Raw genomic sequence first — 24,705 nt, forward strand, 5'->3', positions numbered from 1 at the left:
CGACAGCCCCTTTTGCATCTGGATTGGGTTGATTGCCATGACGACCACTCCACAAAAGAACGTTCGTTCACCTTAGGCCTTTTAAGTGGTTTGAGCAAGGAGATTGAGCAAGAGACATAATCAGGATGTTTTAAGCGCACTGCGATCTTTGCTTGGCCAGCGTTTGCCACATCATCAGCCTGTTGAAATTGCGGAAAACGGTAATGAAGCGCTCGAAATCATTGCTGAGCTGGCCGAAGATGGCGAGGCCCTGAGTGTCATCATCGCTGATTACATTATGCCCGGCATGAAAGGTGATGAGCTTTTGGTGAAAGTGCACGAGCAGCACCCCAAGGCCATTAAAATCATGCTGACTGGCCAAAGCGATTTAAACGGGGTAAAGCGCACAATCAACGAGGCCAATTTATTCCGTTTTTTAGAAAAACCATGGCAAAACGAAGATATTGTTCTTACGGTGCAAGCCGCTATCCGCGCTTACGAGCTGGACGATCTGTTGCAACAACGTAATCTGGAATTACAGCGCATTAATGAAGAGCTTGAACATATTGTGTGTGAGCGCACACGCCAGCTGGTTGAAAAAAATGAGGAGCTGGCACAACTGGCCATCACAGACCGCTTAACCCATCTCTACAACCGCTTGTTTCTGGATCAGATGCTGGAACGCGAGTTTGCCGTGGTGACACGCCAGAGAAGTTCTTTTTCTCTCATCCTGATCGACATTGATCACTTCAAGCAGGTTAATGATACTTACGGGCATCATGCTGGTGATGACGTGCTCAAAACCATCAGCAAAATACTGAAAGACACGATGCGGGAAAGCGATATCGTCGGCCGTTGGGGCGGAGAAGAATTTCTGGTGCTTTGCCCCGGCACATCCCTGGCCGACACGCTGGCCGTGGCAGAAAAACTCAGATCCGGCATAGAAGCATATGACTTTGCCAACATCGGAACACGCACTGCCAGCTTTGGCGTAGCCTGTTACAAGCCGGGCGACACGATTGCAATGGTTGAAGCCCGCGCTGATAAGGCGCTTTATCTTGCAAAAAATGGCGGAAGAAACAAAGTGGTTTCATGTGAATCACTTTAGCTCCTTGCTCTGCCCTGCCTGATTAAACAGAATTTATATTCAAGAGTTCAGGTTGCCGGGCATAAAAAAAGCCCTGTCTGTATACAAGACAGAGCTTTTTATTACTGCATGCTCACTTTACAGCATGGTAAATGCAGCCATTCCCACCAGGGCACCCGTTGTGCCAAGGATGGTTTCCATCACTGTCCATGTTTTCAGGGTTTGCAATTCATTGGCCCCTGTAAACTTACCAAACAGCCAAAAGCCAGAATCATTCACATGGCTCAGTACGATCGAACCACCAGCAATACATACCGATAATGCCGCCAATTGCGCACCTGAATAGCCTGCCAGCTCAACCACAGGCAGCACCAAACCTACCGTGGTTAAACATGCCACAGTAGCCGAGCCCTGAATCACCCGCACCATTGCTGCCAATACAAAACACGCCACAGCAATCGGTAAGCCTGCACCGATCAAAGCATTGCCCAGCGCAGGGCCAACGCCCGAATCCACCAGCACCTGCTTAAACACACCACCGGCACCCGTCACCAGCAGGATAATCCCGGCGGGTTGCAAGGCAGCGCTACAAACTTCCATTACCTTGTCTTTGCTCATCCCACGGCGCAGTGCCAGGCCATAAATTGCGACCAGACATGCCGCCAGAATGGCAATAAAAGGGTGACCAATCAGTTGCAGCCATTGATAGGCCGAGCCTGTTGGATCAACAAAACGTGCCACGATGGTTTTTAAACCCACAAGAATCAGCGGAAACAGCACCAGCGCAAGGCTGAAGCCAAAGGAAGGCATCTGGCCCTTGCCCAAGCTTGGCTCGCTCACATCAGCGGGCAACGGCAAGTGCACATGTTTACTAATGAAATTACCATAAACAGGGCCAGCCAGCAGCATACCAGGAATGGCGGCAGCCAAGCCCAGCACAATCATCCAGCCAAAATCAGCTTTCATTTGCGAGGCCAGCAGCATTGCCGTCGGGCCAGGCAAAAGAAAAGCTGCGGCAGCGGCTACACCGGCAAACAGCGGAATCGCCAGCTTTACCACATTGCCACCTGTGCGGCGGGCTACGGCAAATACCACGCCAATCAATAGCACCACCGCCACATCAAAGAACAGCGGCAGCGTACAAATCAGCCCGGCAATCCCCAGCGCGTAATTAGCGCGACTCTGGCCAAACAGATCCAGTAACTTGACCGCAATCTGATCCAGCGCACCTGTTTCATGCAGGATTTTGCCGAACATCGCACCCAGCGCCACCACTACGGCTAAAAAGCCCAGCGTGCCACCCATGCCTTTTTGCATGGTGTCGGCAATTTTATCCAGCGGCATGCCCGAGCCAATACCCGCAGCAATCGACACCAGCATTAAGGCAACAAAAGCATGTAAACGTGCCTTCATCACCAGAAACAACAACATCAGCACCGAGCCAATCGCGGTGACGAGTAAGGTTAATGTATCCATTCTTGCTTACTCCTGAGCGGTTTTTGCACGGATGTGTTGCACGGCAGCGGCAACCACGTTTTCCAAGCTTTGATCGATATCGATATGCGCAACATCTGGCTCATCACTGCCCGGCACTTCGAGTGTGGCAAATTGAGAAACCAGCATTTTTGGCTTTTGAAAATGGCCTTGCCGCGCTTTTAAGCGGGATTCGATCAGCTCGAACGTGCCACCCAGATAAATAAAAGAGAGATTAGGGTTCCCTTCGCGCAAAATATCCCGATAAGCTTTTTTCAGTGAAGAACACACAATCACCGAAATAGTCTGAGTGCGTTGCATAGCGTAAGCAGCGGTGCTTAATGCACCTAACCATGGCGCTCTGTCGTCGTCATTTAAAGGCTGGCCGGAAGCCATTTTGTCGATATTGGCGCGGGGATGCAGAAAATCGCCATCCAGAAATCCACAGTCCAGCGCGCGGGATACCGCACTGCCCACTGCAGACTTACCACTTCCTGAAACACCCATTACAACAAACACTTGGTGTGGTATTACCTGATCGATCTGACTCATTGAATCGACTCCTGTTACATCATCTGGTTATTAATGTTACTGGTAACATTTTGTAGCGACAGTATCTCTCGCAATAAAAAAACTGCCAAGCAATAAATTTGTTGCAGATCAAATGAGGGGTAAAAGGAGGGGGTGGAGATGAGTAAAAAAATAGCCATCTGCACAGGCCAGCAGTGCTTGTTCTCCCATTTTTAAAAGCTTAATAGGGGGATTGGACACGGATTAAGTTACAAAAAAGGGCTCAATAGAGCCGCTAAAATAGCAAATCCCCCTTTAAAAAGAGGGAAGTTACAACGCGAAAGTGGTGCCATAAACTTAGACAGATGCATACAGAGTGAGTCAGCCAGCAATCTACATAGCGTGTGCACTAAACCATCACAAACTCTGCCCCAGGAAAATCTCGTAAGACATATCCAATACCCTGTCCGGATACACTTTTCCTTCCATTCTGCCGATTAAACGCTCGGCGGCCACACGGCCAATCGCTTCACGGGGGGTAATAACGCTGGCGAGTTGCGGCGCGAGGGCATGGCCAATATCCAGCGCGTTAAACCCCGCCACGCTGATTTGCGCTGGCACGCTCAGCCCCATGGCCTGGCAGGCAAGCAATGCACCTGCGGCGATATCATCATTGGTGCAAAACACACCGTCCAGATCGGGCGTGGCTTGCAGGGCATTACGTAATAGCTGGCCTCCCAAGGTAAAGCTTGAAGGCTGATCGGTGTGAATCAATACGGGTGTCAGCCCTGCCTCAGCCAGCGCCGCCAGATACCCCGCTTCCCGCTGACGGGTACGATGATCCAGACGTGCGGCTAAATAGGCAATCCGCTGTCTTCCTCTGGCAATCATCAGGCCCACGATTTCTTTGGCTGCCGCGGTGTGGTTCAACCCCACAGCCAGATCAACCGGATGCTCCGGCAGCTCCATGACTTCAAGCACAGGGATTGCAGCGGTTTCCAGCATCCGCAAGGTACGGTCGGTATGCTGAGTTTCAGACAAAATCAGCCCGTCTACATTAAAAGACAGCAGTTGCGCGATCTGCTGCTCTTCCCGCTCCATGCTGTAGCCATAGTGCCCATAGAGCGCATGCAAGCCCGCAGGGCCGCTGACCGATTCAATACCACGCACTACGCTGGAGAAAACCTGATTCGACATCGAGGGCAGTAACACGCCAATCGCACGGCTTTTGGCATTGGCCAGCATATCGGGCACGCGGTTATGGATATAACCCAACTCTTCCATCGCCACGGCAATTTTTTTAGCCGTCGCCTCAGCCACCTGATGCGGCTCCCGCAAATAGCGGCTGACCGTCATTTTGGACGCACCCACTTTATCCGCCACATCCTGCAAAGTGGGGCGGCGTGCTTTGTGATTCATTGGATTCCTTGTGTCTTCAGAGTGCGGGGATCACCCACGGCAGCTATATTACTAGCTGATGTGACGCAACGGAAACCCAAATCTTGAAGCAGTAAACCACAGAGAACACGCAGTTTCACGCAGAAACAATGCCCAATATGCTGCATCCCCTGTCATCAGCCTGAAAGATTTCCCCCGTAGTTTTCCCTGGATAAAACCATCCGTAGTGATGGCTGGCTCTAAAGCGCTTCCCCTGTTAGACTACTGCCCCTTTCGGCCAGCGAGTTAAGTCATTGTGAACACTACATCTTTTGCCAATCTACCTCTCTCGCCGGCCATGCTGCAAAACTTGGATAGCTTGGGTTACGTCGAAATGACGGAAATTCAGGCGCAAAGCCTGCCGCTGATTCTGGCGCGGCGCGATCTGATTGCCCAGGCAAAAACCGGCAGCGGCAAGACCGCAGCCTTCGGGATTGGCATGTTGCATAAGCTCAATCCCAGTTATTTTGCCATTCAGGGCCTGGTGATTTGCCCAACGCGAGAGCTGGCCGATCAGGTGGCTAAAGAGCTGCGCCGTTTGGCGCGCTTTACTGAAAATATCAAAATTTTAACGCTGTGCGGCGGCACGCCAATGGGGCCGCAAATCGCTTCTCTGGTGCACGGTGCGCATATTATTGTGGGTACGCCTGGCCGCCTGCGCGATCACCTTGGCCGCGCTTCAATTGATTTATCCACGGTACAAACGCTGGTGCTGGATGAAGCCGACCGCATGGTCGATATGGGCTTTTACGATGAGATCGCAGGCATTGTGAGTGCCTGCCCGACCCGCCGCCAAACCCTGCTGTTTTCGGCCACCTATCCCGACAATATTCGTAAAGACAGCGCAAAGTTTCTGAAGCTGCCTGCCGAAGTGAAAGTAGAGGCACAACATGCTGACAGCCAAATCGAACAACGTTTCTATTCCGTTGCCCACGAAGAGCGCAACGCCGCCGTGGCGCAGCTACTCAATCACTACAAGCCCGTTCAGACACTGGCCTTCTGCAATACTAAGATCCACTGCCGCGAGCTTGCAAGCGAACTCCGAGATCAAGGTTTTAGTGCCCTGGCGCTCTATGGTGAGCTAGAGCAACGCGAGCGTGACGAAATCCTGGTGCAGTTTTCTAATCAAAGCTGCTCCATCCTCGTTGCCACCGATGTAGCCGCGCGTGGTCTGGATATCCAAAGCCTAGGCGCGGTGATTAATGTCGATGTGTCCAAAGACACCGAAGTGCATATCCACCGCATTGGCCGCACTGGCCGTGGCCACGACAAAGGCCTAGCGCTAAGCCTTGCCGCGCCCAATGAAAAAAAATGGGTCACGCTGATCGAAGAATACCAAGGCGGGCCGGTACGCTGGTTTGATCTGGAAAAACTGGAGCCTGCAGAAGGCGGCCCTTTGCGCCCGCCCATGGTGACGCTGTGCATTATGGGCGGCAAGAAAGACAAGCTGCGTCCGGGCGATTTACTTGGTGCGCTGACTGGCGACGCGGGCTTAACGAAAGAACAAGTCGGCAAAATCAATGTGTTTGAATTTTTAACTTATGTGGCCATCGACAGGCGCGCTGCCAGCAAGGCCTTTAACAGCCTGAGCCAGGGCAATATCAAAGGCCGCAGCTTTAAGATGCGTTTTCTGGGCGAGTAAACCAGAGAAGTACAGCGCTTTAAGCGTTTCTAACGCTTAAAGCGGCTTCAGCTTTATAAATCAATCCAAACTTGAGCCGCAGCGTTCACAAAAAAACGCGCTGCCCTGTGGCCCAAGTTTTATGCTCTGCAAAGCGAGCTAAAAATCTTTCAGATTAAGTCTGAACTTCTACACATCATCAGCCACTCACCATTCCTGCTTTTTTCCTTGCCTGCTGATCCATCATCCGCTGAGCCTCGCGTCTTACCTCTTCACGATTTGCAGCTGTGCCATTTTCCCTGGAAATATTGCGTACCAGCTCATCCAGCTCGCTCTCGCTCAGTTTCCTGCGGTTCGGGATAAAACCGGCAGTGTCTTCGGGCGGGGTGCGTGCTTCTTTCATTGCCTGCTCATCCAGGCTTTGCTGCACCCTTTTTCTGACTTCTTCACGATTGACTGCCGCACCGTTGTTTTCCATGGATTCATTTTTAACAATCAGATCAAGATCATGCTCTGACAAGATTTTGCGCTGCTGTTGATAACGGGCCTGGATATCTGCCTCGCTAAGCGCCTGGCCCTGATATAAAGGCACGGATTTTCCACGCACAAACAGGCTTGGCAGGCTAAATAATGAAATCAGCAAAACCACCAGCGCTAAGGCTAAATGCCATAAAGCGGGCGGCTCAGCCGGAAACCCAAAATCATTTTCATCATGATCACCCGGTACAAAACTAAGCGCACATGAAGCAATAATCATGCATAAAGATCCCAAAACATTGACGCCATTTAAGCCCAAAGCCTTCGGCATCATCCCGACAAGCGCGGCGCCCAGCAGAAACCATCCTATCCAGCTGGCAGGCTTATTCAAATCATGTAAACGCAAAATCATCAGCCTGAAAGACTGCCATAACGTCCAGGCCATCAGACCAAAAAGCGGCACGAGCAGCCCGCCACTCATCGTTTTGCTTCCCATGAATGGCGCAAAGATAGCGAGAATTAAAAGTGGACAAAGCACTAATAAACTGGAGGTCAGATAACGCACCCGGCCCAATCGCCCGGCTGTGCTCACGCCCCAAAAGGAAGGGGTATCAAACTCTGGCTCTTTAATCACAATGGGCAAAGGGCGCGCACGAGCAATAATCGGCTCTGCCTGCACAGCCAGCGCCCGCGGCATATCTGTGCCGCATTCAATACATAAATTACGCCGGATCTGCTCTCTGTGGCATTTAGGGCAAGTAATGGTACTGGCAGGCTCAATTAACTCAAGAATAGCGGCAGACGTATCCGCAGCAGGCGGCAAGATCGCTGCAGGCACAGAAGCATTGCTGGCTTCGGCCAGAACCTCTGCGCCCGTTTTTTGCAGTATTTTCAGATAGGTTTCCAGCTCGCTGTGCGGCAGCGTTTTTTTAATCACCGTAGGTGCGCTGGCCAAAAGTGATTCAGCCCTTGCATGATCCAGCCTCAGTAACCGGGCAAGAGCGGCTGCGGCACTATCAAAAGTAGCGCCGGGCAATAGTTTGCCAGTTAAAACTAAGCGAAAAGTAATACCCATTGCCAGCCCGGGCCAGATAAAAAGAGCTCATATACTACACAACGATTTTATTTCTTCATAATTTCTTTAGCTGAAAGAAATTGAACGTTATGAAAATAGCATTTACATCACTAATCAAACAAAAAAAGGGCAGAGAATGCTTTTATTCTCTTTTTCAATCCAAATAAATACGTCATAAATATAAGCATCCGCAGTGAATAATCGCCATGGCACCATACCGGCCAGCAGCGGTATTTCGAACTAATTGATGATTGCTTTGCACGGCACGGCAAGTACACAGGTATAATGCCAGCAGTGAGTGCGTTACCCAGTCAGCGCGCTGCACAATCCAAGTACGCCATCAAGCATATTCATCCTCAGCTGTTACAAAATCATTCACGGTCAACCCTGCAAACTACTGGGCTTAGCGGGCTGAAGTGAAAGACAACTCAGCGCCATGTTTGGCCAGATTTACACAACCAGTCTGTTCACGATGGTTTTAAAATCAGGTGAAACAAGTGCAGCCTGAGTCGCTTCAAGCTGGCTGATATTCAGCTAAGCAGAATGCGTCTGAGTGATCTATCTTGATATCCTACTTGGCTAAGGTTTCTAAACACCTACCCCATCTGCCTTTGACTGGCGCCATTCTTGGCGACAGGCCGATACTCTCCTCTGGAGTTTGAATGAGTTTTTCCGCCCTAGGGCTTGCGGACGATATCGTCCGTGCCGTTACTGAACTTGGCTACACCACACCAACCCCTATTCAGCTACAGGCTATTCCTGCTGTGTTATCCGGTGGTGATTTACTCGCTGGCGCACAAACGGGTACCGGCAAAACAGCCGGCTTTACCCTGCCACTGCTGCATATTCTGAGCAGCAAACCTTCCGCCAGCAAAAAAATCCGTGCGCTGATTCTAACCCCGACGCGTGAATTGGCCGCTCAGGTTGAAGAAAGCGTGCGTGATTATGGTAAATATCTGCCGCTAAAATCCATGATGATGTTTGGTGGTGTGAGTATTAACCCGCAAATTAAACAGCTGCGTGGGCATGTGGATATTCTGGTGGCCACACCGGGCCGCCTGCTCGACCATATCTCACAGAAAACCGTTGATTTAAGCGGCGTTGAAGTGCTGATTCTGGACGAAGCCGATCGCATGCTGGATATGGGCTTTATCCGTGATATCAAAAAAGTGCTGGCTTTATTGCCTGCTAAGCGTCAGAACTTACTGTTCTCCGCTACTTTTTCTGACGAAATCAAAACACTGGCTGATGGCCTCTTAGATAACCCCGCGCTAATCGAAGTGGCCCGCCGTAATGCCACGGCCGAAATGATTACGCAAAAGGTTTACTTTGTTGATCGTGAGCGTAAACGTGAGCTGCTCACCAAGCTGATCAAAGATAAAAATTGGTTCCAAGTACTGGTGTTTACCCGCACCAAGCACGGCGCAAACCGCCTTGCTGAACAGTTAACTAAAGATGGCATTAACTCACTCGCGATTCACGGCAATAAGAGCCAGGCAGCCCGTACCCGTGCGCTGGCCGAGTTTAAATCCGGCACGCTGCAAGTACTGTGCGCCACCGATATCGCCGCCCGCGGTATTGATATTGAAGAACTGCCACACGTAGTGAACTTTGAGCTGCCTAACGTCGCCGAAGATTATGTACACCGTATTGGCCGCACCGGCCGTGCAGGTTCAGAAGGCGAAGCGATTTCACTGGTTTGCGTAGATGAACACAAGCTGCTGAACGATATCGAACGCCTGATCAAACGCGATATCACCCGTGAAAGCGTGGAAGGTTTTGCCGTTGATCCAAGCATCAAAGCCGAACCGATTTTAAATGGCCGCAATGGCGCACAGCGCAAGCATGACCCGCGCAACCCAAACAGCGGCCGTCCGCCACGCGGGCATAATCGCAGCGATCGTGCCCCGGCAGCCGCAGCGGCTGGCGATGCGCCACGCCCTGCACGCCCACCGTTTAACCCGGATGCACGCCCCCGTTTCAATAATGAGTCACGTGGCGAAGCCCGTTCACCCGCAACGCCACGCCCAGCGGGTGAAGGCCGTTTCAACACCAATCCACGCGGTGAAGCACGCACATCAGCCAGCCCGCGCCCGGCTGGCGAAGGCCGCTTTAACACCAATCCACGCGGTGAAGCACGTACATCCGCCAGCCCTCGCCCGGCTGGCGACGGCCGCAGCAACCCGCGTACAGGCCGCAGTGATTCGCGTGCACCACAAGATCGTGGCTATCCTGATCGTGCCCCGCGCAGCGATGCCCGCAGCAGCGCACCGCGTCCGGCGGCCAAGCCACGTGGTGATCAACAACCACTGAGCAATGAAAACACACCGGTAGCAGCACTATTTGCACCGATCAAGCGCTCTGGCGGCCGTCATCACTAAGCTTTAATACCTCCCCAAACGGCGCGCTCAGCGCCGTTTTTTTTTACCCGCAATAAACCGCCTGCGGTGTGAATATGTCAGGCGCAAATCTTGGTCCAGCTCAAACCCCCATGGGCAAAACCGATCTAAGCTAACGACATTATTCAGGAAGCGCCGCCATGACAAAAAATCATCCCAAACTGCCTGAGAACCCTTATTACGAAGGCGTTCCTGATTACATGACCGAGGTGTACGACTGGGCTTATGTCAACCCACGCCGTGTAAATCAGCTGGATCATAATCTGGTGGTCAAAGTGCTGCTGTTTGGCAATGATCAGCGCCTGATGCGGGCTTATTTAAATGAAATTGAGCCAGGCATGAAAGTCTGGCAAGTCGCGCACGTTTATGGTGATTTAGTGCGTAAAGTGGCGCAAAAAACGGGGCCGGATGGCTGCTTTCACCTCACCGATATCACTCCGGCACAAATCGAGCATGGCCAGCGCAAACTCGCCATCTACCCTTGGGCCAAAGTCATCCGCTCAGATGCAGCGACTTATCAGAGCGATAAAACATTTGATCTGATTTGCAGCTTCTTTTTATTGCATGAAGTCCCCGATGATAAAAAGCGTGTCATCGTTGACCATATGCTGAACAAAATGCCCGCTGGCGGCAAAGTCTTGTTTGTGGATTACCATAAGCCATCCGCCTGGCAACCCATACGCTGGATCTTAAAATGGGTGAACGCTAAGTTAGAGCCTTTTGCAGAAGCACTCTGGCATCATGAAATCAGCCATTTCGCCAGCCACGCAGATCAATACATCTGGCAAAAACGCACGATATTTGGCGGGGTTTATCAAATTGTGACGGTTAAGCGTAAAGACCACGCAGACAACTAAACCGATCCCGCTTGCCACTGCGAGTGCCGCCGCAAGGCTAGCTTTCAACACGCTCATTCGATACACGGGGCCAATTACAACAAAAACAAACACCAGACTTACAACAAATTAAATTATTGTTTTGACATGCGCTAGTCCCAAGACAGAAAATACTCGAATATCGTTATTTTCTAATCTAAGGACACGCTATGCTGCGAACCAGGCTGTTTCTTGCCAGCTCAATTTTTGCTTTAAGCACTTTTGCAAATGCTACCGTAATTGATTTCAATGATTTAAGCCATGATGATTATTATCATGGTTTCAGTTCGATTAATTCCAATGGCTATATTATTAATAATGACAGCCTAGGGGATGAGCGCTTAGGCGTTTGGGGGGCCAATTCTGATTTTCAGGCAGATACTGGGCATGCCGCGGTTTTTGTAAATTACAGCGGCAGCAAAACCAGCATTGAGCTGGCCAATAAATCTTTATTTAATTTTAATTCTATTGATCTGGCAGATGTTTTTAACCAGGGTGAAACAGGCTCAATTACATTCAGCTTTTTCAGCAAACTGGGCACAAGCTATGAAACAGTCATTTTTGATTCTGCCAAAGGTTTGCAAACTGCTATTTTTAATAAAACAGATCTGACAAAAGTATCTTGGGTAGGTGCAAACAGCCAGTTTGATAATATTGTTACTACCCCGGTACCAGAGCCAGAAACCTATGCACTGCTTGGTCTTGGCCTCGTCAGCGTATGGGTTTCACGCCGCCGCAAGCAAATCAGATAAAGAAACAACTTTTTGATTTGCCTTTAAAAAACCACAGCCGCTTTTGCTGTGGTTTTTTTATATCGCAAAACGATCACAGCAGCATGCTTATCTTGTTCAAAAAAACATCTGTTTACCATGAACTTTTTATATCCCTGCCGCTCCAACTAGCGCATAGTCTTTCGCGTTGCCCCGTCATTCATATGACACTTAGCCTGCAATACCCTCCTCAATATGTGCAATAGCGTCTGATTTGCACAAATCTGCAGATCAGCTCTGTGCCCGATATGCATATCTGTGCACAATAGATTGTCCCCCACAGCCTGACCTCACACTGGAGCATCTTATGTTGAATCCCCTCTCTCTGGCGTCACGATGAAAGTAACACTACCGGTCTGGACCATCGCCGCTCCCATTATTGCCTGGGTTCTATATCTGATCCCAGTGCAGGGCATGGGCGCTGTTTATCTTGGTTTATTAGCTATTGGCTTATTTGGCGGCGTTTTAGCGGCGGTTCACCACGCTGAAGTTGTTGCCCACCGTGTTGGCGAGCCCTATGGAACGCTGGTGCTGGCTGTAGCCGTCACCATTATTGAAGTCGCACTGATTGTTTCCCTGATGATGGCAGGCGGGCCGGAAACCACGGCACTGGCCAGAGATACTGTTTTTGCTGCAGTTATGATTATTCTGAACGGCATTATTGGTATCTGCCTGCTGGTTGGCGGTGCGCGCTTTAAAGAGCAAACTTTTAGTCTGAATGGCGTCAGCGCGGCACTTACAACGCTGGCCGCAATTGCGGTGCTTACACTGATATTACCCAATTACACGACCAGCGCCCCAGGCCCTGTTTATACCTCCAGCCAGCTGATCTTTATTGCCGTGGTCACACTCACGCTCTATGGCACTTTTGTGCTGGTCCAAACCATCAGGCACCGCGATTATTTTCTGCCCAGCAATGGCGAAGCAGGCGATGAAGAAGCGCATGCGGCCCCTCCATCACTCAGCACCACCGCCATCAGCAGCCTATTGCTGCTGGTATGCCTTGCCGCAGTCGTACTGCTTGCCAAGGCTCTGGCACCCAGTATCGAGCAGGGCGTGGCCAGTATGGGTGCGCCCAAAGCCGTGGTTGGCGTCATTATTGCGGCTGTTGTCCTGCTGCCTGAAGGGATTGCGGCCGTGCATGCCGCTCGGGCAAATCGCCTGCAAACCAGCCTGAATCTGGCATTGGGATCGGCGCTTGCCAGTATTGGCCTGACGATTCCAACGGTTGCCGTGCTATCACTGATGAGCGGCTTAACGCTCACCCTGGGGCTGGATATCAAATCCACCGTTTTACTGGTGCTGTCGCTCTTTACCACCATGCTGTCTTTAGGCACAGGTAAAACAACCGTCTTGCCGGGGGTGGTTCTGCTGGTGATCTTTGCCGTTTATTTGTTTACCACCGTCATCCCATAAACGGATAAAACAAAGCCTGCAGGTGAATCCGCCACCCTGCAGGCTGTCTTAGCGAAGGAACAATCATGCAAGGCCTGCGCCATTTTTCAATCTGCAGCGCATTATTTGCGCTGTTTTTTATTCCTTTAAACGCAGAAGCTCAAAAGATCAGCAGCAAAGAAGCGCTCACCTGCACAGACAGCAGCAAATGTGCCTACTTCTTTGATGTTTACGCTGCAGATAAACCACTGCGTCAGCAGCTGGATAAAATATTTGAAACTGCAGGCATAAAAATGCCACGCTGGGTGGGCAAAGGGGTATCAAGCCCGGTTACCCCGCTGCTGATCGCAAAGCAGCCCTATTTGCTTAGCTCCGTTTGCGAGCCGCACAACTGCGGGCACTCGGTCAGCTTGCTTTATTCACCCGCTCAAAAACGAATTGTTGCCCGCTACAAAACGGATGACACCAGTGCACGCTGGCTGGGAGCCCCCAATAGCACAGAGCAGCAGCTGATCAGCGAATATGAAACCGCCGACAGCCCCTTACAAAAAATACTAGACAGCCAGACAAAGCGGCCCATTGTGATTGATTAATACCGTAATAAACAACACAAAAATATTCATATCTAAATACATATTTGCAATAAATATGCTCAAAGCCGTAATATACAAATGCTTCAAGCCAAGGCCTGAAGCATTTTTTTATCCGGATTATTTAAAATAAGTATTAGTGCTGATTTAAAAAGGACATCCTCCCATGCTGCGCTTAATTACACTATTAATTATTGCCGGTGCACTGCAATTTGCCTGGAAGCATTATTCAAATAATAATACCGAATACAGCACAAACCAGATTAGCCAATTAGCATCGGCCGTAAAGCCCGGCGAAGTCACCATGTATTCCACCACAGAATGTGTTTATTGCAGCGAGGCTAAATCATGGTTAAATCAGAATGGTTTTGCATTTACCGAATGCAATATGACAATTGATCAGCGCTGCCAGCAGGAATTTAACGCCTATGGTGCAGTGGGTACCCCTTTTCTGATTGTACGCGGCCATCAGATGAAAGATGGCTTTGACAGCGATGAATTCTTACAAGCCTTAAGCAGTTAAGCCCTCCTTTTTAGCCTGCAGGTCCTTTCTGGAGTTTCTATGTTGAGCAAATGGACAGCACTTACCCTTGGCCTTTTACTGGCCGCCAACAGCTTTGCCGCCGGTAAACAGCAGGGCATCACCAGTGCTCAGGTTTTAGAAAAATCCCCCGCAAGCGACTGGCGGCCACTGGACCCGGACAACACTCTGATCATGGATTTAGCTGCAGGCCAGGTCATCATCGAGCTGGCCCCCCGCTTTGCCCCGCGCCACGTTGCCAATATCCGCAAAATGGCCCATGAAGGATATTTTGACCAGCTGGCGATTATTCGTGTGCAAGATAATTATGTCAGCCAGTGGGGCGATCCAAACAGCGAAAGCAGCCCCAAATCATTGGGCAGTGCAGAAAAAAAACTCCCGGCCGAATTTGATATCCCCCTCAAAAACCTGCCCCTGACCCGCCTTAAAGAAACCGATCCCTTTGCCCCGGTAACTGGCTGGGTAAACGGCATGCCAGCAGCCGCCAATCCTAAAACAGGCCGTGCCTGGCTCACGCATTGCTATGGTATGGTGGGTGCAGGGCGCGATATGGCCGCTGACAGCAGTAATGGCAGTGAGCTGTACACCGTCATCGGCCAGGCGCCACGCGGCTTAGATTTAAACATCACCCTTGTTGGCCGGGTGCTGCAAGGTATGCAATGGCTGAGCGGCCTGCCGCGTGGCACTGGGGCGATGGGCTTTTATGAAAAACCAGAACAAAGAACCACGATCAGCCGGGTAAGGCTGCTAAGCGATCTGCCTGACAACGAGCGCCCCAGGCTGGAAATACAGCGTACCGACAGCAAAAGCTGGCAAAACCTGCTGCAAGCCCGCCGTATCAGGGCTGAGCAATGGTTTATTAACAGCCCCGGACATGTCGATTTATGCGGTGCCAGCGTCCCCATCCGGGCAATCCAATAAACCGATTCAGAGCATGAACATGAACCCAATCCTTCTAGATTTTCCTGATGAAATCACCACTAAACGGCTGATTATCCGCTGCCCGCGTGCGGGTGATGGCCTGGCCATGCACGAAGCCAAAACAGAATCGATCCGGCAATTACGCCAGTTTCCCGCCTCGCTGCCATGGGCCATGCACGAGCCAACAGCAGACGATGCAGAAATTTTTTGCCGCCAGAGCCATGCCGATTTTATGAGCCGCAGCAATTTAAATATGCTGGTGTTTTTAAAAGAAACCGGGCAATTTGTGGGCGCTTCAGGGTTGCACCGAATAGATTGGGAGATTCCCAAATTTGAAATAGGCTATTGGTGCCGCACTTCATTACACGGGCACGGCCTGATCACCGAAGCCGTCAGCGCTCTTAGCCAGTTTGCTTTTGAACACTTAAAAGCCAGGCGTTTAGAAATTTTTGCAGATGATTTAAATACCGCCAGCTGGCGGGTTGCCGAAAAGGCCGGCTTTCAGCTTGAAGGCATACTGAGAAATGAAAGATCAGCCCCAGACGGCACGCTGCGTAATACGCGGATTTATGCCAGAACGGCATAAAGCCATGCTGAAATAAATGGCAAAACCAGCGCCTTAAACCTCAGAGGCTCCAAATTTAGCTACCGGGCCAGGGATGTGGGTTGGAACACATTCATTCATAAATTATCAAAAAAACGATCATCCCCGGGTATTTTTATCGTGGATGACAATGCTGCGGAAACGGGAAGCGACTATTTACCTGGTCCCAAAGCACGAACAAAGCGGCTATGATCGCTCCCGCTATACCCAGCCGCCCGATAAAATTGATGAGCGTCAGTCCTATGATTGCCGCTCAAAACCTCCATCCTTAATGCTCCTGCCGCCGCTGCAAAACGCTCCGCCTCTGCCAATAAAGCACGGCCAATACCCTGCCCACGGCACGTCTCCAGTACCACCAATGCCGTCACCTTCCCTAAAAAACCAGCATCATGCAGGGTAGGTATCAGATGTAAACCCAGTAAGCCCACTACCTGCCCTGCCCGATCTGCCACCAACACCGCGTCTTGCGGGCCATGCAGCCTGGCTATTTTTTGTCTGGCAAAATCAGCATCATTCGGGTAACCCAGCTGCCCCAGCAAAACAGCGGTCTCCTCAGCATCGTCGGCCCTTGCATGGCGAATTATTAGCAGCCTATTCATCATCCCCCTTCCTGTTCACCTGTAATTTTGGCCAGATCTCCAGCCATTTTTTCTCTGCCACCCTCGCCTCAAAATCGGCTATTTTGGGGCGTTTTGGATTCAGCGTAATTTGTAAATCGCGGAGGTTTTCTAAGGGGAATGGAGAAATAAACGCCAGATCAGGCTCCAGTCGAACGCCAACCGCCGTTTCTGACTCTGGCCAACAGGACATCGCATCCAGGGTATTTAAATACGGCGCATCGCCATTGCGGACATGCATTCTGGCCTGATTTTTAACCGACCAGGGCAGATCCGAATTTTGCATCAAGCGCTGCTCCAGCGCCCTGTCCGCCTCTTCCGAAATATCCTCTGTATTAAAATAAATCAGATCGATATCTGCCAGAGGCGTTGGCCTGGCGAAACCATGCAAGCGATCCCAGACCAGATTACGCACAAAGCCTGCCGCAATGCACCAATCAGGCAAACCCAGCGCTGCCGCCTGACGCAGCGCCTGGCAGCGTAAAGGGTCGGCCTTTAGCCAGAGCGTTAGTTGCTGATGAAAATCCATCGTGATGTCTCAGGCTGATAAATCTGCCCAAGCTACCGGGCTAATGCTGGAACAACCACCACCTGCTCACCCAAAGCAAACGAAGCCTTCTGAATTAAGCCATCGGCCACTTCATAAACACAGAGCATTTCTACCGTACCCTTCCCTTTGGGAAAATTACGCGTGATGCGCTCGTAATCAACCACAACCGGCCCCATTACTGTGCGTTGCAAAAGCTCGGCGTGCAAATCAGGCTCGGCAAACCGGATCAGAACCCGCGAGCGAATCGCCGCATGCCCCGCCGCCAGCAGCTCGCCATGCAAGGCAAACTGCTGAGCATCTGCAGCATAAGTAGCAAGCCAGGCATCGACATCTTTGGCGTTATAAGCATCCAATTGGCGTTGAATAACATCGGCAGGGCTGAGTGATTGCATTGTGATGAATCCTATAGGTTAGATGGAGTGATAAAGCTTATTAGCCCAAGCGACCAAGCTGATAATAAGCCAGATATTTAGCCCGCTCTTCAGGGTTCATTACGCTCAAAGCTTCGCCGATTAAGGCCGCAAACTCAAACACAGCCCAAGGCTGAGCGCTAATTATGCGGCCATCGATCACCGCATTTGCCAGCTCATAAATAACCCCCTGCCACAGTGGAGCCACAAAATTCACGATGTGCAATGGCGCAAACTCCGCGGTGTAATTATGCGTAGCACGCCGCCCTGCTAATAAGCCAGTTGCAGCGATTACTAAAGCCCCTGCGCAAATTCCTGCCAGCACGGCCCCTTTGGCATAAGCCGCTTGCAGGCATTCATTCGCCAGCCTTAATTCCATAATCGAATCCGGGTCTCCTCCCGGCACTAACACTGCATCTACAGTCAAACCGGCCAAATCAGCATATGAACCCTTAGCCACAATACATGCGTCATTGGATGACTCATGAGGGCTGCCATCCGGCGTGAAATATTGCACCCTGCCATGCTGGGCAAGAAGCTCCACGGCGGCGGCAATCTCGAAGAAAATACAGCCAGGGTACAACAGCACGCCAACCCGCATCACACAATTCCCTGCACCAGACGCAGCTCTTGCAGCTCTGCCCCTGCCAGCTCAAAAGTCTTGGACAGATCAGACTTAAAGCCCGCCCTGGTATAAAACTGCAGCGCCCGCTGATTGCCTTTGATCACCCACAGGCTAAGTGTTTTGAAGCCCTGCTCCTGAATCTGCACCTTCGCGGCGAAGTACAAAGCTCGCCCCACACCTGTGGCCCAGTAAGCCGGGCAGACGTACAAACTCCAGATTTCTGCCTGATCGCTTGCAGCATCTTCATCCCGGCAGGCGGCAAAGGAGATAAAGCCCAAGAGCACATCGCCAGAGCGGGCCACTAAAACCTGGCTGCTGCCCATACTCAGCGCATTGCGCCACATGGCTTCGCGCTTTTCTACCGATAATTGCGCCAGATAATCACCGGGCAATAAATCGCAATAGGCATGCTGCCATGAAAGCACATGAACCTGGGCAATGCTCAGGCAATCGTCCTGTGTGGCTTTTTTAATTTCAAAATTAAGATCTGCCGCCATCAATGCCTGCCTTAAATACTAAGAAGCTGCTTACTCATAAAATATTTGCACCCTGTGGCCGGATACGATGGCTGCACCCAGCCCACCTGATAATTAAATTTTTCATAAAATGGCCGGGCCTGAAAATTAAGCGTATCTAAAAGGGCAAATTGACAGCCCCGATCAATTGCAGCCGCCTCTAATTGCGCCAATATTTTGGAGCCCATATCCTGCCCGCGTAATGCCTCGCTCACCCAGAGGTTTTCAATCAGCAGCCACAGGCCAAATGTTCTGGCACTTGCCCCCGCCAATAACGCTCCATTCTCATCACGAACCGCAATTGCTAAAGGATATTTAGTTTTAACTTCCCAGCGCTCTTCATTAAATGCAGTGATTTTTTCTTCTAATTCTTCAAATAAAGCAGCAGGTGGATTTTGTAGTGTTTCGATATTCATTGATTCCACCAAAGTGAATGTATATAAATTTACAGATCCAAAAATCAAGTGCAAAAGATAGCATAAAGATCAGTGATCTTGCGAAGAATCATCCCATGGATCAGCCCTTAATTGTGGCCATCTCCGGGTATAACTCGCCACCATTTTTAAATAAACTGCCCTGCCCATTTGTAAAGAATTTGGCCGAAGCTGCATTGCAAATAAATCAGTTAAACCATAGGGTGCATAGATTTGATAATCACGCCCCCTTATTCCAACCGCAAAAGCAGACAGCCATGTATCGATGCCCTGCCCGGCGCTCGTCAATGGTTTAACTTGCCCGCCTGATTGATTGCGATACCATTCATGCACAAAGGCTTGATTAGTCATATCCAGCAAGAATTGTTTTTTGGATAAAGCCGTAAACAAGGCTTCTCTTTCTGCACGCTGCGCCTTAGATTCGCTGGCATCAAAATAAATTACATCCACATCTTTAATATTTGAATGAATATCCAGCCCGGCCAGCTGATTCCAAATCACCTGAGCCACAACACCGCCTGCAATATAGTAATTGGGTATAGCAAGCGTCTCTGCAATATCAATAGCCTGATTAATCCGGCCTGAATTTGAAATTAATTCTTTAAATTGCGCTTCGTGCTGAATCAAAATATTTACTCTGTGATTTACATGCCATTATGCGGGCCATTTTCATTAGAAATCTCTGCCTCTAAGCCCTTTAAATATGCAGCTGCCTCGTCCAGCTCCAGCTCGCTGAATACCCGAATCCCAGCATCTTGTAACAGCGCCGCAGTCACCCCGGCTTGTGCGTGCTTAGTGCCGGTGAAGCTGCCATCGTAAATAAAAGACGAGCCACAGGATGGGCTGCCTTCTTTTAGAATGGCGATTTGTATATTTTTTTCTTTTGCGACAGCCAAGGCCTGCTTAGCGCCACTTACAAAAGCCCCGCTCACATCCCGGCCACCTGATTCCAGAACCTGAGCCTTGCCCTGCAATACATCCCTGCCACTTTGCATCGCCGTGATTTCAGCCGGAGGGCGGGGAACAGGCAATCCTGCTACCACTTCCGGGCAAACCACAATTAACCTGCCTTCGCTCCCCCAGGCGGCCAGCACAGGATGATCACCCGCCGCAGCCCGGCCGTTATACCGCACAGGCCGCCCCAATAAACAGGCGCTGACTAATACATATTGCATGCTGATTCCGTATTTAAGCGATATGGAAGCCAGGCGGCCCGCAAAAAGTGATTCAAAAAATCGCTATCAGGCAGCAGGCTTACGCCGTAAAAAAACCAGCTCTAAGGCTTCCGGGTCTTTAAAGCAGCGCTGGTACTCTGCAAAACCAAACGCAGCATATAAAGCTAAGGCGGGTGTATTTTTAACTGAAGTCATCACCGTCAACTCCTCAGCGTGCTCAGTTGCAAACCTTAATAAACAAGTTGCGAGGCCCTTACGCTGATGATTTGGGGCCACAACTAAAGAGCAGATATTCATTTCACACAGGCTGATTACAGCCAGCAATCCGCCTTTATCGGCAATGCCAAAGAAATGCTCATGGCTCTGCAAAATATCATCAAGCGTGGTGTTTAAAGGCGGAAAGTGTTTTGCACCAATCAGCTCAGCCTCCTGAGCATAAGCGGCCATTTGTACGGCATGGATTTCTTTGGCCACACTCAAATCCCGCTGCTGCAATCGCTCTGCAACAAACATCAGCCTCCCCACACCGGCTGGCAACGCACTTCTGATTTAACCGAGTTGGCAATAAAGCATTCTTCATGCGCTTGATGGTGCATTTGGTCCAGCTCTTCTTTGGTGGGCTGGCGATCCCCGGAAAAACTGACTTCCGGCCTGAGCGTGACCACCGCCAGCCATTTTCTCCCAGCTGCGTTTTTAGCCATTTCCCCTGTAGCTGCGTCAAAGTAGCGGTCTACACAAAATTTTTGCCGGGCAGCAATCGATAAAAACCACAGCATATGGCAGCTGGAAAGCGAGGCAATAAAAGCTTCTTCCGGATCCAGTGCCGCAGCATCAGACATCGGCAAGGGCACCACATGCGGCGATGATGAGCCGGGGATTTCTAAGCCACCATCAAAGCGCAGCAGATGTTTTCTGCTGTAGCGATTACTGAGGAAATCCTGCTCGCCCCGAATCCAAAGAATTTCTGCTGTGTGCTGAGACATAAGATCGCTCTACTGTTTATCAATTAAAAATCAATCAGCTTACAAGGTATGTTGCCCAGCCATCGTATTTGCCACCCAATTCGGCCGCAAGATGAAATAAAGGCAAGGTAATCTGATCAATATGATCATGGCTTGGTATATCACTGCGCTTTAATTTAACGCCATATTCCGGGTATTCATCATCAGGCTCAATCAGTTTTTCAATCAGAAAACCTGATGCGGATACTTTTTCAATAAATACCGCTCTTGACTTTGCATCAGAGAAATACGCCCAATGATCAAGATCTCTGGCCTGATCCAAAGCATCCCCGTGATTTTTTAAAGTGTTGCATATACGGCGGTTATTAATGATTTGTCTGTCTGCTTGAGATGGGGAAAGATAGTTTAGATAAACCGACCAATCTCTGTCATCCTGAACCCCGGTCTCGTATTCATATTCCGGAAAGGCCTCCATTACTTTTCCGGCCTTTTCCGCCCATAAATCTGCCTCTTTTAAGTAAAGAATAAAATCACGACTGCCATCCTTAGTGCAGCGGCCCACATAAAGCACAGTGTCATTAACAAGCTGTGCAATATGATCTTCTATTTGATTTAAAGTGGCAGCTTCTTCCTGGCTGGACAAGCCATCTTCGCGGGGTGAATTCATAAATACCCGGATATAGCCCATCATGGCAATGCCATCAACAGGCGCAGCAATATCCAGATCAACAAATATTGAAGCAGGCTGATTTTCTACCTGGCGCAGATAAAAGTCCCAATTACCCGACACGCCGCTCTCCTGAATTTTTTAAATAACTGAATCATTATCCAAACATTAAAATCAATATTATCATGAAACTATTTTAATCGTATCGATATTGCCAATTGAAAAACAAGCTGGAAACTCTGGCAAATAAGCAAACGCTAAATGTTTTTAATCCTTATGCCCATTTGATATTCAGGCTTGTTTTTTAAGGCGGGGTTAATTCACTAAAGGCGGGGTTAATTCACTAAAGGCGGTACAAACACACTCACCCCATCCCCGCCCAAAGCTTTAGCCTGGTACATGGCTGCATCTGCATTTTTAGCCAGTTCAGCCACATTTGTGCCGTGATCGGGGAATAGGGCGATGCCGATGCAGGATGAGATGGTGAGGGATTTTTCTGCAAGAATGAAGGTTAGCTTCAGTGCTTCGCGTATTTTTTCTGCCACGGCCCGGGCGTCGCTTTCACTATTGATTTCAGGCAGGAGCACCATAAATTCATCGCCGCCTATTCGCCCTACGGTGTCCGAATCCCGCAGGCAGCTCAGCATTCTTTTTGCTGATTCTTCCAGCAGCAGATCTCCGGTGGCGTGCCCATGAAGATCATTGACCGGTTTGAATTTATCCAGATCAATAAATAAGATGGCCAGCTTGCCTTGATTACGCTTTGCCCTGATGAGGGCCTGGCCGATTCTTTCAAATAAAAGAATACGATTAGGTAATTGCGTCAGCAAATCGTAATGTGCTGAGTGTGCAAGCTGCTGGTGAATCTGCTTGCGCTCATTAATATCCAGCAGCACCGCCACAAAATGCGTAATGGCCCCAGAGCCATCCTTTACCGGCCCCACATAAGCCTCTTCCCAGCACTGCTCACCCGATTTACGCTTGGTCAGCAGCTCCCCCACCCAGCGATGGCCTCTTACCAGATGGCTCCACATTTCTATATAGGCCGATTCATCCACACCGTCTGCACGCAAAAAGCCAGGCGTTTTGCCAAGTACTTCATCCGGTGCATAGCCTGTTTCTTCAGAAAACTTGGGGTTTACATACTGAATCACCCGATCGGGGCTGGTAATTAAAACGGGCGTAGGGCTTTGTTCAATCACGGTTGAAAAAACTTTTAAGCGCTGCTCTGTAAGACGGCCTTCAGCCAGCGTCTTGGCCAGCCTGCCATTCAGATAATGAATATAAAGCGCAATAGATCCCACCAGCACCAGCAGGCTTAATGAAATGCCAAGCAGCCTGTAGATCCAGGAAAGATCCACTTTAGGGTGCTCATCGTACAAAAAACCTTTCAGTGAAAAGGCATTGGGCAACATGCCAATCTCGGCATAGGTATCGGCAATGTGCCGCCAGCGCCCGGGGTTCATATAGCCCACAGCAACCAGATCGGTCCGCATCAAGGCCGCCATTTGTGCGGCTTCAAACTCAAGCTGGGCCTGATTTCTGGAGCTCGCATATTTTCTTAAAATCATTTGAATGATTTCATCAGGATGCGCCATCGCGTATTCCCAGCCCCGCAGGCTGGCAGCCCTGAAAGCCTTTACCCGCTCGGGATGCTGCTCAATTTCACGCTCGCTGGTAAATAAATTATCGCCATAGAAATCGATGCCAACAGAGCGCGGTGTATAGATCTGATATTTAATTCCCGCCTTATCCAGAATAAAGGGCTCGTTAGTCAGATAAGCAGAAATGGCATCTACGCTCCCCCCCAGCAGCGAATCCGTTTTAAAGTTATGAGCAACTAACTTCAGGCTGTCCAGCGCAATGCCCTCCCGCTTTAAATAGGCAAGCAGTTCTTCCGCAAGTGGCTCAAGCATCAGCCGCTTATCGTTTAAGAAATGAATGCTTTGCGTGGATGATTTTTCGAGGGCAATCAGCACAAAGGGGGAGTGCTGCAAAATAACAGCTAAAACAACAAGGGGCTTGCCCATTTTACGGGCCAGCAAAAGGCTGCTGGTGCCGGTGGCATAATCAGCCCGGCCGGATACAACCTCAGCAATGGGATCTGTGCCAGGCAAGGCGGGTTTAATGTCTACATTCAGGTCTGCCTGCTCATAAAAGCCCAGCTCTTTTGCAGCGTAATAACCTGCAAACTGAAAGGCATGCTCCCACTTTAATTGCAGCGTCACCTTATCATTCGCCATCACTGGCGAGAATATGCTCAATATACTCAGCAAAGCTGTTAAAAAAAGTTTCATGCGTCGTTTCGCGGCGATAAACACAATAAAAAACTCAGGTATTTTTTTAAACTATAGATCAACCATACAATTTAACACTTATAGAAAAAGTAATGAGCACTGCTATAAAAATAATTTTAATAAAAAAATGGGATTATTCTTTTGACCCGCATTTTATAAGCCAGATACTGAGGATATCGCTGCTCCAGCCAAAGCTCTTCACGACGTGCTTTTAAATCAAAGAATATAAATAAAATAATCGTCATCAGAATTCGTAAATTACTTTGGCTGATGAATGAAATTCCAAGCGCAACAGACAAAACCCCCAAATAAATCGGATGGCGCACAAAACGATAAAAACCTGTAATGACCAGCTCGCTCTGCGGCAATGGCTTGGGAAAAGGCGTGAGTGAGCGGCCAAGATCAATCGCACTTTTCGCCAGCAAAATGCCCCCCATGAAAGCAATGCCCCAGCCCACAGCACTAAACACGCCCGGCTGCGGCCAGGCGGGACCAATATGCGGCACCCACAGCAACACAATCAGCAGCAGCGCCTGGATCAGCACCCATATTTCACCTCGTTGCCCCATGCATCCTGCCCCTTACTCAGCACCACATTAAACCAAGCCGCTTCAGTATGTGCACCAGCCAGCAATAGTGCCACTTTAATCAGCTGCAGATATCTGATCTGGTCAAAGATCGATATTTCACATCCAGACA

General features: G+C 49.9%; 27 protein-coding genes. 10 read left to right on the plus strand and 17 right to left on the minus strand.

The annotated features are described in order from the left end of the window. Positions 1-103: 103 nt before the first annotated feature. Positions 104-1,087, plus strand: coding sequence for a diguanylate cyclase (locus tag CSQ88_RS14980; protein ID WP_099398894.1), 984 nt, complete (start codon positions 104-106; stop codon positions 1,085-1,087). 117 nt (positions 1,088-1,204) lie between these two features. Here the strand turns inward: CSQ88_RS14980 and gntU are convergent, their stop codons facing one another. The 3 genes from gntU to CSQ88_RS14995 all read right to left on the minus strand — a co-directional run bounded on the left by gntU (position 1,205) and on the right by CSQ88_RS14995 (position 4,468). Next, a complete protein-coding gene (gene gntU, locus CSQ88_RS14985; protein WP_099398895.1) occupies positions 1,205-2,542 on the minus strand; it encodes a gluconate transporter in 1,338 nt (445 codons plus the stop codon). Between the two features lie 6 nt (positions 2,543-2,548). Then, a complete protein-coding gene (gene gntK, locus CSQ88_RS14990) occupies positions 2,549-3,091 on the minus strand; it encodes a gluconokinase (RefSeq protein ID WP_099398896.1) in 543 nt (180 codons plus the stop codon). 375 nt (positions 3,092-3,466) lie between these two features. After that, complete coding sequence (locus CSQ88_RS14995) at positions 3,467-4,468, minus strand: substrate-binding domain-containing protein (RefSeq protein ID WP_099398897.1); 1,002 nt, start codon at positions 4,466-4,468, stop codon at positions 3,467-3,469. Between the two features lie 274 nt (positions 4,469-4,742). On the opposite strand from CSQ88_RS14995, the gene dbpA reads away from it, so the two are divergent. After that, positions 4,743-6,128 carry an ATP-dependent RNA helicase DbpA gene (gene dbpA / locus CSQ88_RS15000; protein WP_099398898.1) on the plus strand — a complete coding sequence of 462 codons (1,386 nt, stop codon included), beginning with the start codon at positions 4,743-4,745 and terminating at the stop codon, positions 6,126-6,128. Between the two features lie 178 nt (positions 6,129-6,306). On the opposite strand, the gene CSQ88_RS15005 is transcribed toward dbpA, so the two are convergent. After that, on the minus strand, positions 6,307-7,659 hold the full coding sequence (locus tag CSQ88_RS15005) for a DUF805 domain-containing protein (RefSeq protein ID WP_099398899.1): 1,353 nt from the start codon (positions 7,657-7,659) through the stop codon (positions 6,307-6,309). Between the two features lie 662 nt (positions 7,660-8,321). Here CSQ88_RS15005 and CSQ88_RS15010 point away from each other — a divergent pair. The 8 genes from CSQ88_RS15010 (at position 8,322) to CSQ88_RS15045 (ending at position 15,736) form a co-directional block, all read left to right on the plus strand. Next, positions 8,322-10,040, plus strand: a complete 1,719-nt coding sequence (locus CSQ88_RS15010; RefSeq protein WP_099398900.1) for a DEAD/DEAH box helicase — start codon at positions 8,322-8,324, stop codon at positions 10,038-10,040. Between the two features lie 158 nt (positions 10,041-10,198). Then, positions 10,199-10,915, plus strand: coding sequence for a rhodoquinone biosynthesis methyltransferase RquA (rquA, locus tag CSQ88_RS15015; RefSeq protein ID WP_099398901.1), 717 nt, complete (start codon positions 10,199-10,201; stop codon positions 10,913-10,915). A 188-nt stretch (positions 10,916-11,103) separates the two neighbouring features. Beyond that, positions 11,104-11,685 carry a PEP-CTERM sorting domain-containing protein gene (locus CSQ88_RS15020; RefSeq protein ID WP_099398902.1) on the plus strand — a complete coding sequence of 194 codons (582 nt, stop codon included), beginning with the start codon at positions 11,104-11,106 and terminating at the stop codon, positions 11,683-11,685. A 354-nt stretch (positions 11,686-12,039) separates the two neighbouring features. Continuing rightward, the gene (locus tag CSQ88_RS15025; RefSeq protein ID WP_099398903.1) at positions 12,040-13,119 is read left to right on the plus strand and encodes a calcium:proton antiporter; all 1,080 of its coding nucleotides are present in this window, start codon (positions 12,040-12,042) and stop codon (positions 13,117-13,119) included. Between the two features lie 65 nt (positions 13,120-13,184). Then, positions 13,185-13,691 carry an Ivy family c-type lysozyme inhibitor gene (locus CSQ88_RS15030; RefSeq protein ID WP_099398904.1) on the plus strand — a complete coding sequence of 169 codons (507 nt, stop codon included), beginning with the start codon at positions 13,185-13,187 and terminating at the stop codon, positions 13,689-13,691. A 163-nt stretch (positions 13,692-13,854) separates the two neighbouring features. Further along, complete coding sequence (locus CSQ88_RS15035; RefSeq protein WP_099398905.1) at positions 13,855-14,211, plus strand: glutaredoxin family protein; 357 nt, start codon at positions 13,855-13,857, stop codon at positions 14,209-14,211. Between the two features lie 39 nt (positions 14,212-14,250). After that, positions 14,251-15,150 carry a peptidylprolyl isomerase gene (locus CSQ88_RS15040; protein WP_099398906.1) on the plus strand — a complete coding sequence of 300 codons (900 nt, stop codon included), beginning with the start codon at positions 14,251-14,253 and terminating at the stop codon, positions 15,148-15,150. A gap of 19 nt (positions 15,151-15,169) precedes the next feature. Continuing rightward, complete coding sequence (locus CSQ88_RS15045) at positions 15,170-15,736, plus strand: GNAT family N-acetyltransferase (protein WP_099398907.1); 567 nt, start codon at positions 15,170-15,172, stop codon at positions 15,734-15,736. Positions 15,737-15,906: 170 nt separating this feature from the next. On the opposite strand, the gene CSQ88_RS15050 is transcribed toward CSQ88_RS15045, so the two are convergent. The 13 genes from CSQ88_RS15050 to CSQ88_RS15110 form a co-directional block, all read right to left on the minus strand. After that, complete coding sequence (locus CSQ88_RS15050; RefSeq protein WP_099398908.1) at positions 15,907-16,356, minus strand: GNAT family N-acetyltransferase; 450 nt, start codon at positions 16,354-16,356, stop codon at positions 15,907-15,909. Continuing rightward, on the minus strand, positions 16,346-16,900 hold the full coding sequence (locus CSQ88_RS15055) for a nucleotidyltransferase family protein (protein ID WP_099398909.1): 555 nt from the start codon (positions 16,898-16,900) through the stop codon (positions 16,346-16,348). Before CSQ88_RS15055 ends, CSQ88_RS15050 begins: the two co-directional genes overlap by 11 nt. Positions 16,901-16,932: 32 nt before the next feature. Next, positions 16,933-17,313 (minus strand): nuclear transport factor 2 family protein, encoded by a 381-nt coding sequence (locus tag CSQ88_RS15060; RefSeq protein ID WP_099398910.1) that lies wholly within the window; start codon positions 17,311-17,313, stop codon positions 16,933-16,935. Positions 17,314-17,353: 40 nt separating this feature from the next. Beyond that, positions 17,354-17,932 carry a DJ-1/PfpI family protein gene (locus CSQ88_RS15065; RefSeq protein ID WP_099398911.1) on the minus strand — a complete coding sequence of 193 codons (579 nt, stop codon included), beginning with the start codon at positions 17,930-17,932 and terminating at the stop codon, positions 17,354-17,356. Next, a complete protein-coding gene (locus tag CSQ88_RS15070; protein WP_099398912.1) occupies positions 17,932-18,453 on the minus strand; it encodes a GNAT family N-acetyltransferase in 522 nt (173 codons plus the stop codon). The genes CSQ88_RS15065 and CSQ88_RS15070 overlap by 1 nt, the downstream gene beginning before the upstream one ends. 11 nt (positions 18,454-18,464) lie before the next feature. Continuing rightward, positions 18,465-18,887, minus strand: a complete 423-nt coding sequence (locus CSQ88_RS15075; protein WP_099398913.1) for an N-acetyltransferase — start codon at positions 18,885-18,887, stop codon at positions 18,465-18,467. 69 nt (positions 18,888-18,956) lie between these two features. Next, positions 18,957-19,532, minus strand: coding sequence for a nucleotidyltransferase family protein (locus CSQ88_RS15080; protein ID WP_180273672.1), 576 nt, complete (start codon positions 19,530-19,532; stop codon positions 18,957-18,959). Positions 19,533-19,549: 17 nt separating this feature from the next. Continuing rightward, a complete protein-coding gene (locus CSQ88_RS15085; protein ID WP_099398915.1) occupies positions 19,550-20,080 on the minus strand; it encodes a DUF523 domain-containing protein in 531 nt (176 codons plus the stop codon). Between the two features lie 66 nt (positions 20,081-20,146). Next, a complete protein-coding gene (locus tag CSQ88_RS15090; protein ID WP_099398916.1) occupies positions 20,147-20,593 on the minus strand; it encodes a GNAT family N-acetyltransferase in 447 nt (148 codons plus the stop codon). After that, positions 20,593-21,063 (minus strand): OsmC family protein, encoded by a 471-nt coding sequence (locus tag CSQ88_RS15095; protein ID WP_099398917.1) that lies wholly within the window; start codon positions 21,061-21,063, stop codon positions 20,593-20,595. Before CSQ88_RS15095 ends, CSQ88_RS15090 begins: the two co-directional genes overlap by 1 nt. Positions 21,064-21,097: 34 nt before the next feature. Next, positions 21,098-21,832, minus strand: a complete 735-nt coding sequence (locus CSQ88_RS15100; RefSeq protein ID WP_099398918.1) for a DUF695 domain-containing protein — start codon at positions 21,830-21,832, stop codon at positions 21,098-21,100. A 212-nt stretch (positions 21,833-22,044) separates the two neighbouring features. Next, on the minus strand, positions 22,045-24,006 hold the full coding sequence (locus tag CSQ88_RS15105; RefSeq protein ID WP_099398919.1) for a GGDEF domain-containing protein: 1,962 nt from the start codon (positions 24,004-24,006) through the stop codon (positions 22,045-22,047). A gap of 116 nt (positions 24,007-24,122) precedes the next feature. Continuing rightward, entirely contained in the window at positions 24,123-24,575 is a 453-nt protein-coding gene (locus CSQ88_RS15110) for an isoprenylcysteine carboxylmethyltransferase family protein (protein ID WP_099398920.1), read from the minus strand. Between the last annotated feature and the right edge of the window lie 130 nt (positions 24,576-24,705).

The sequence above is a fragment of the Iodobacter sp. BJB302 genome (assembly GCF_002735645.1).
Taxonomy (GTDB): domain Bacteria; phylum Pseudomonadota; class Gammaproteobacteria; order Burkholderiales; family Chitinibacteraceae; genus Iodobacter.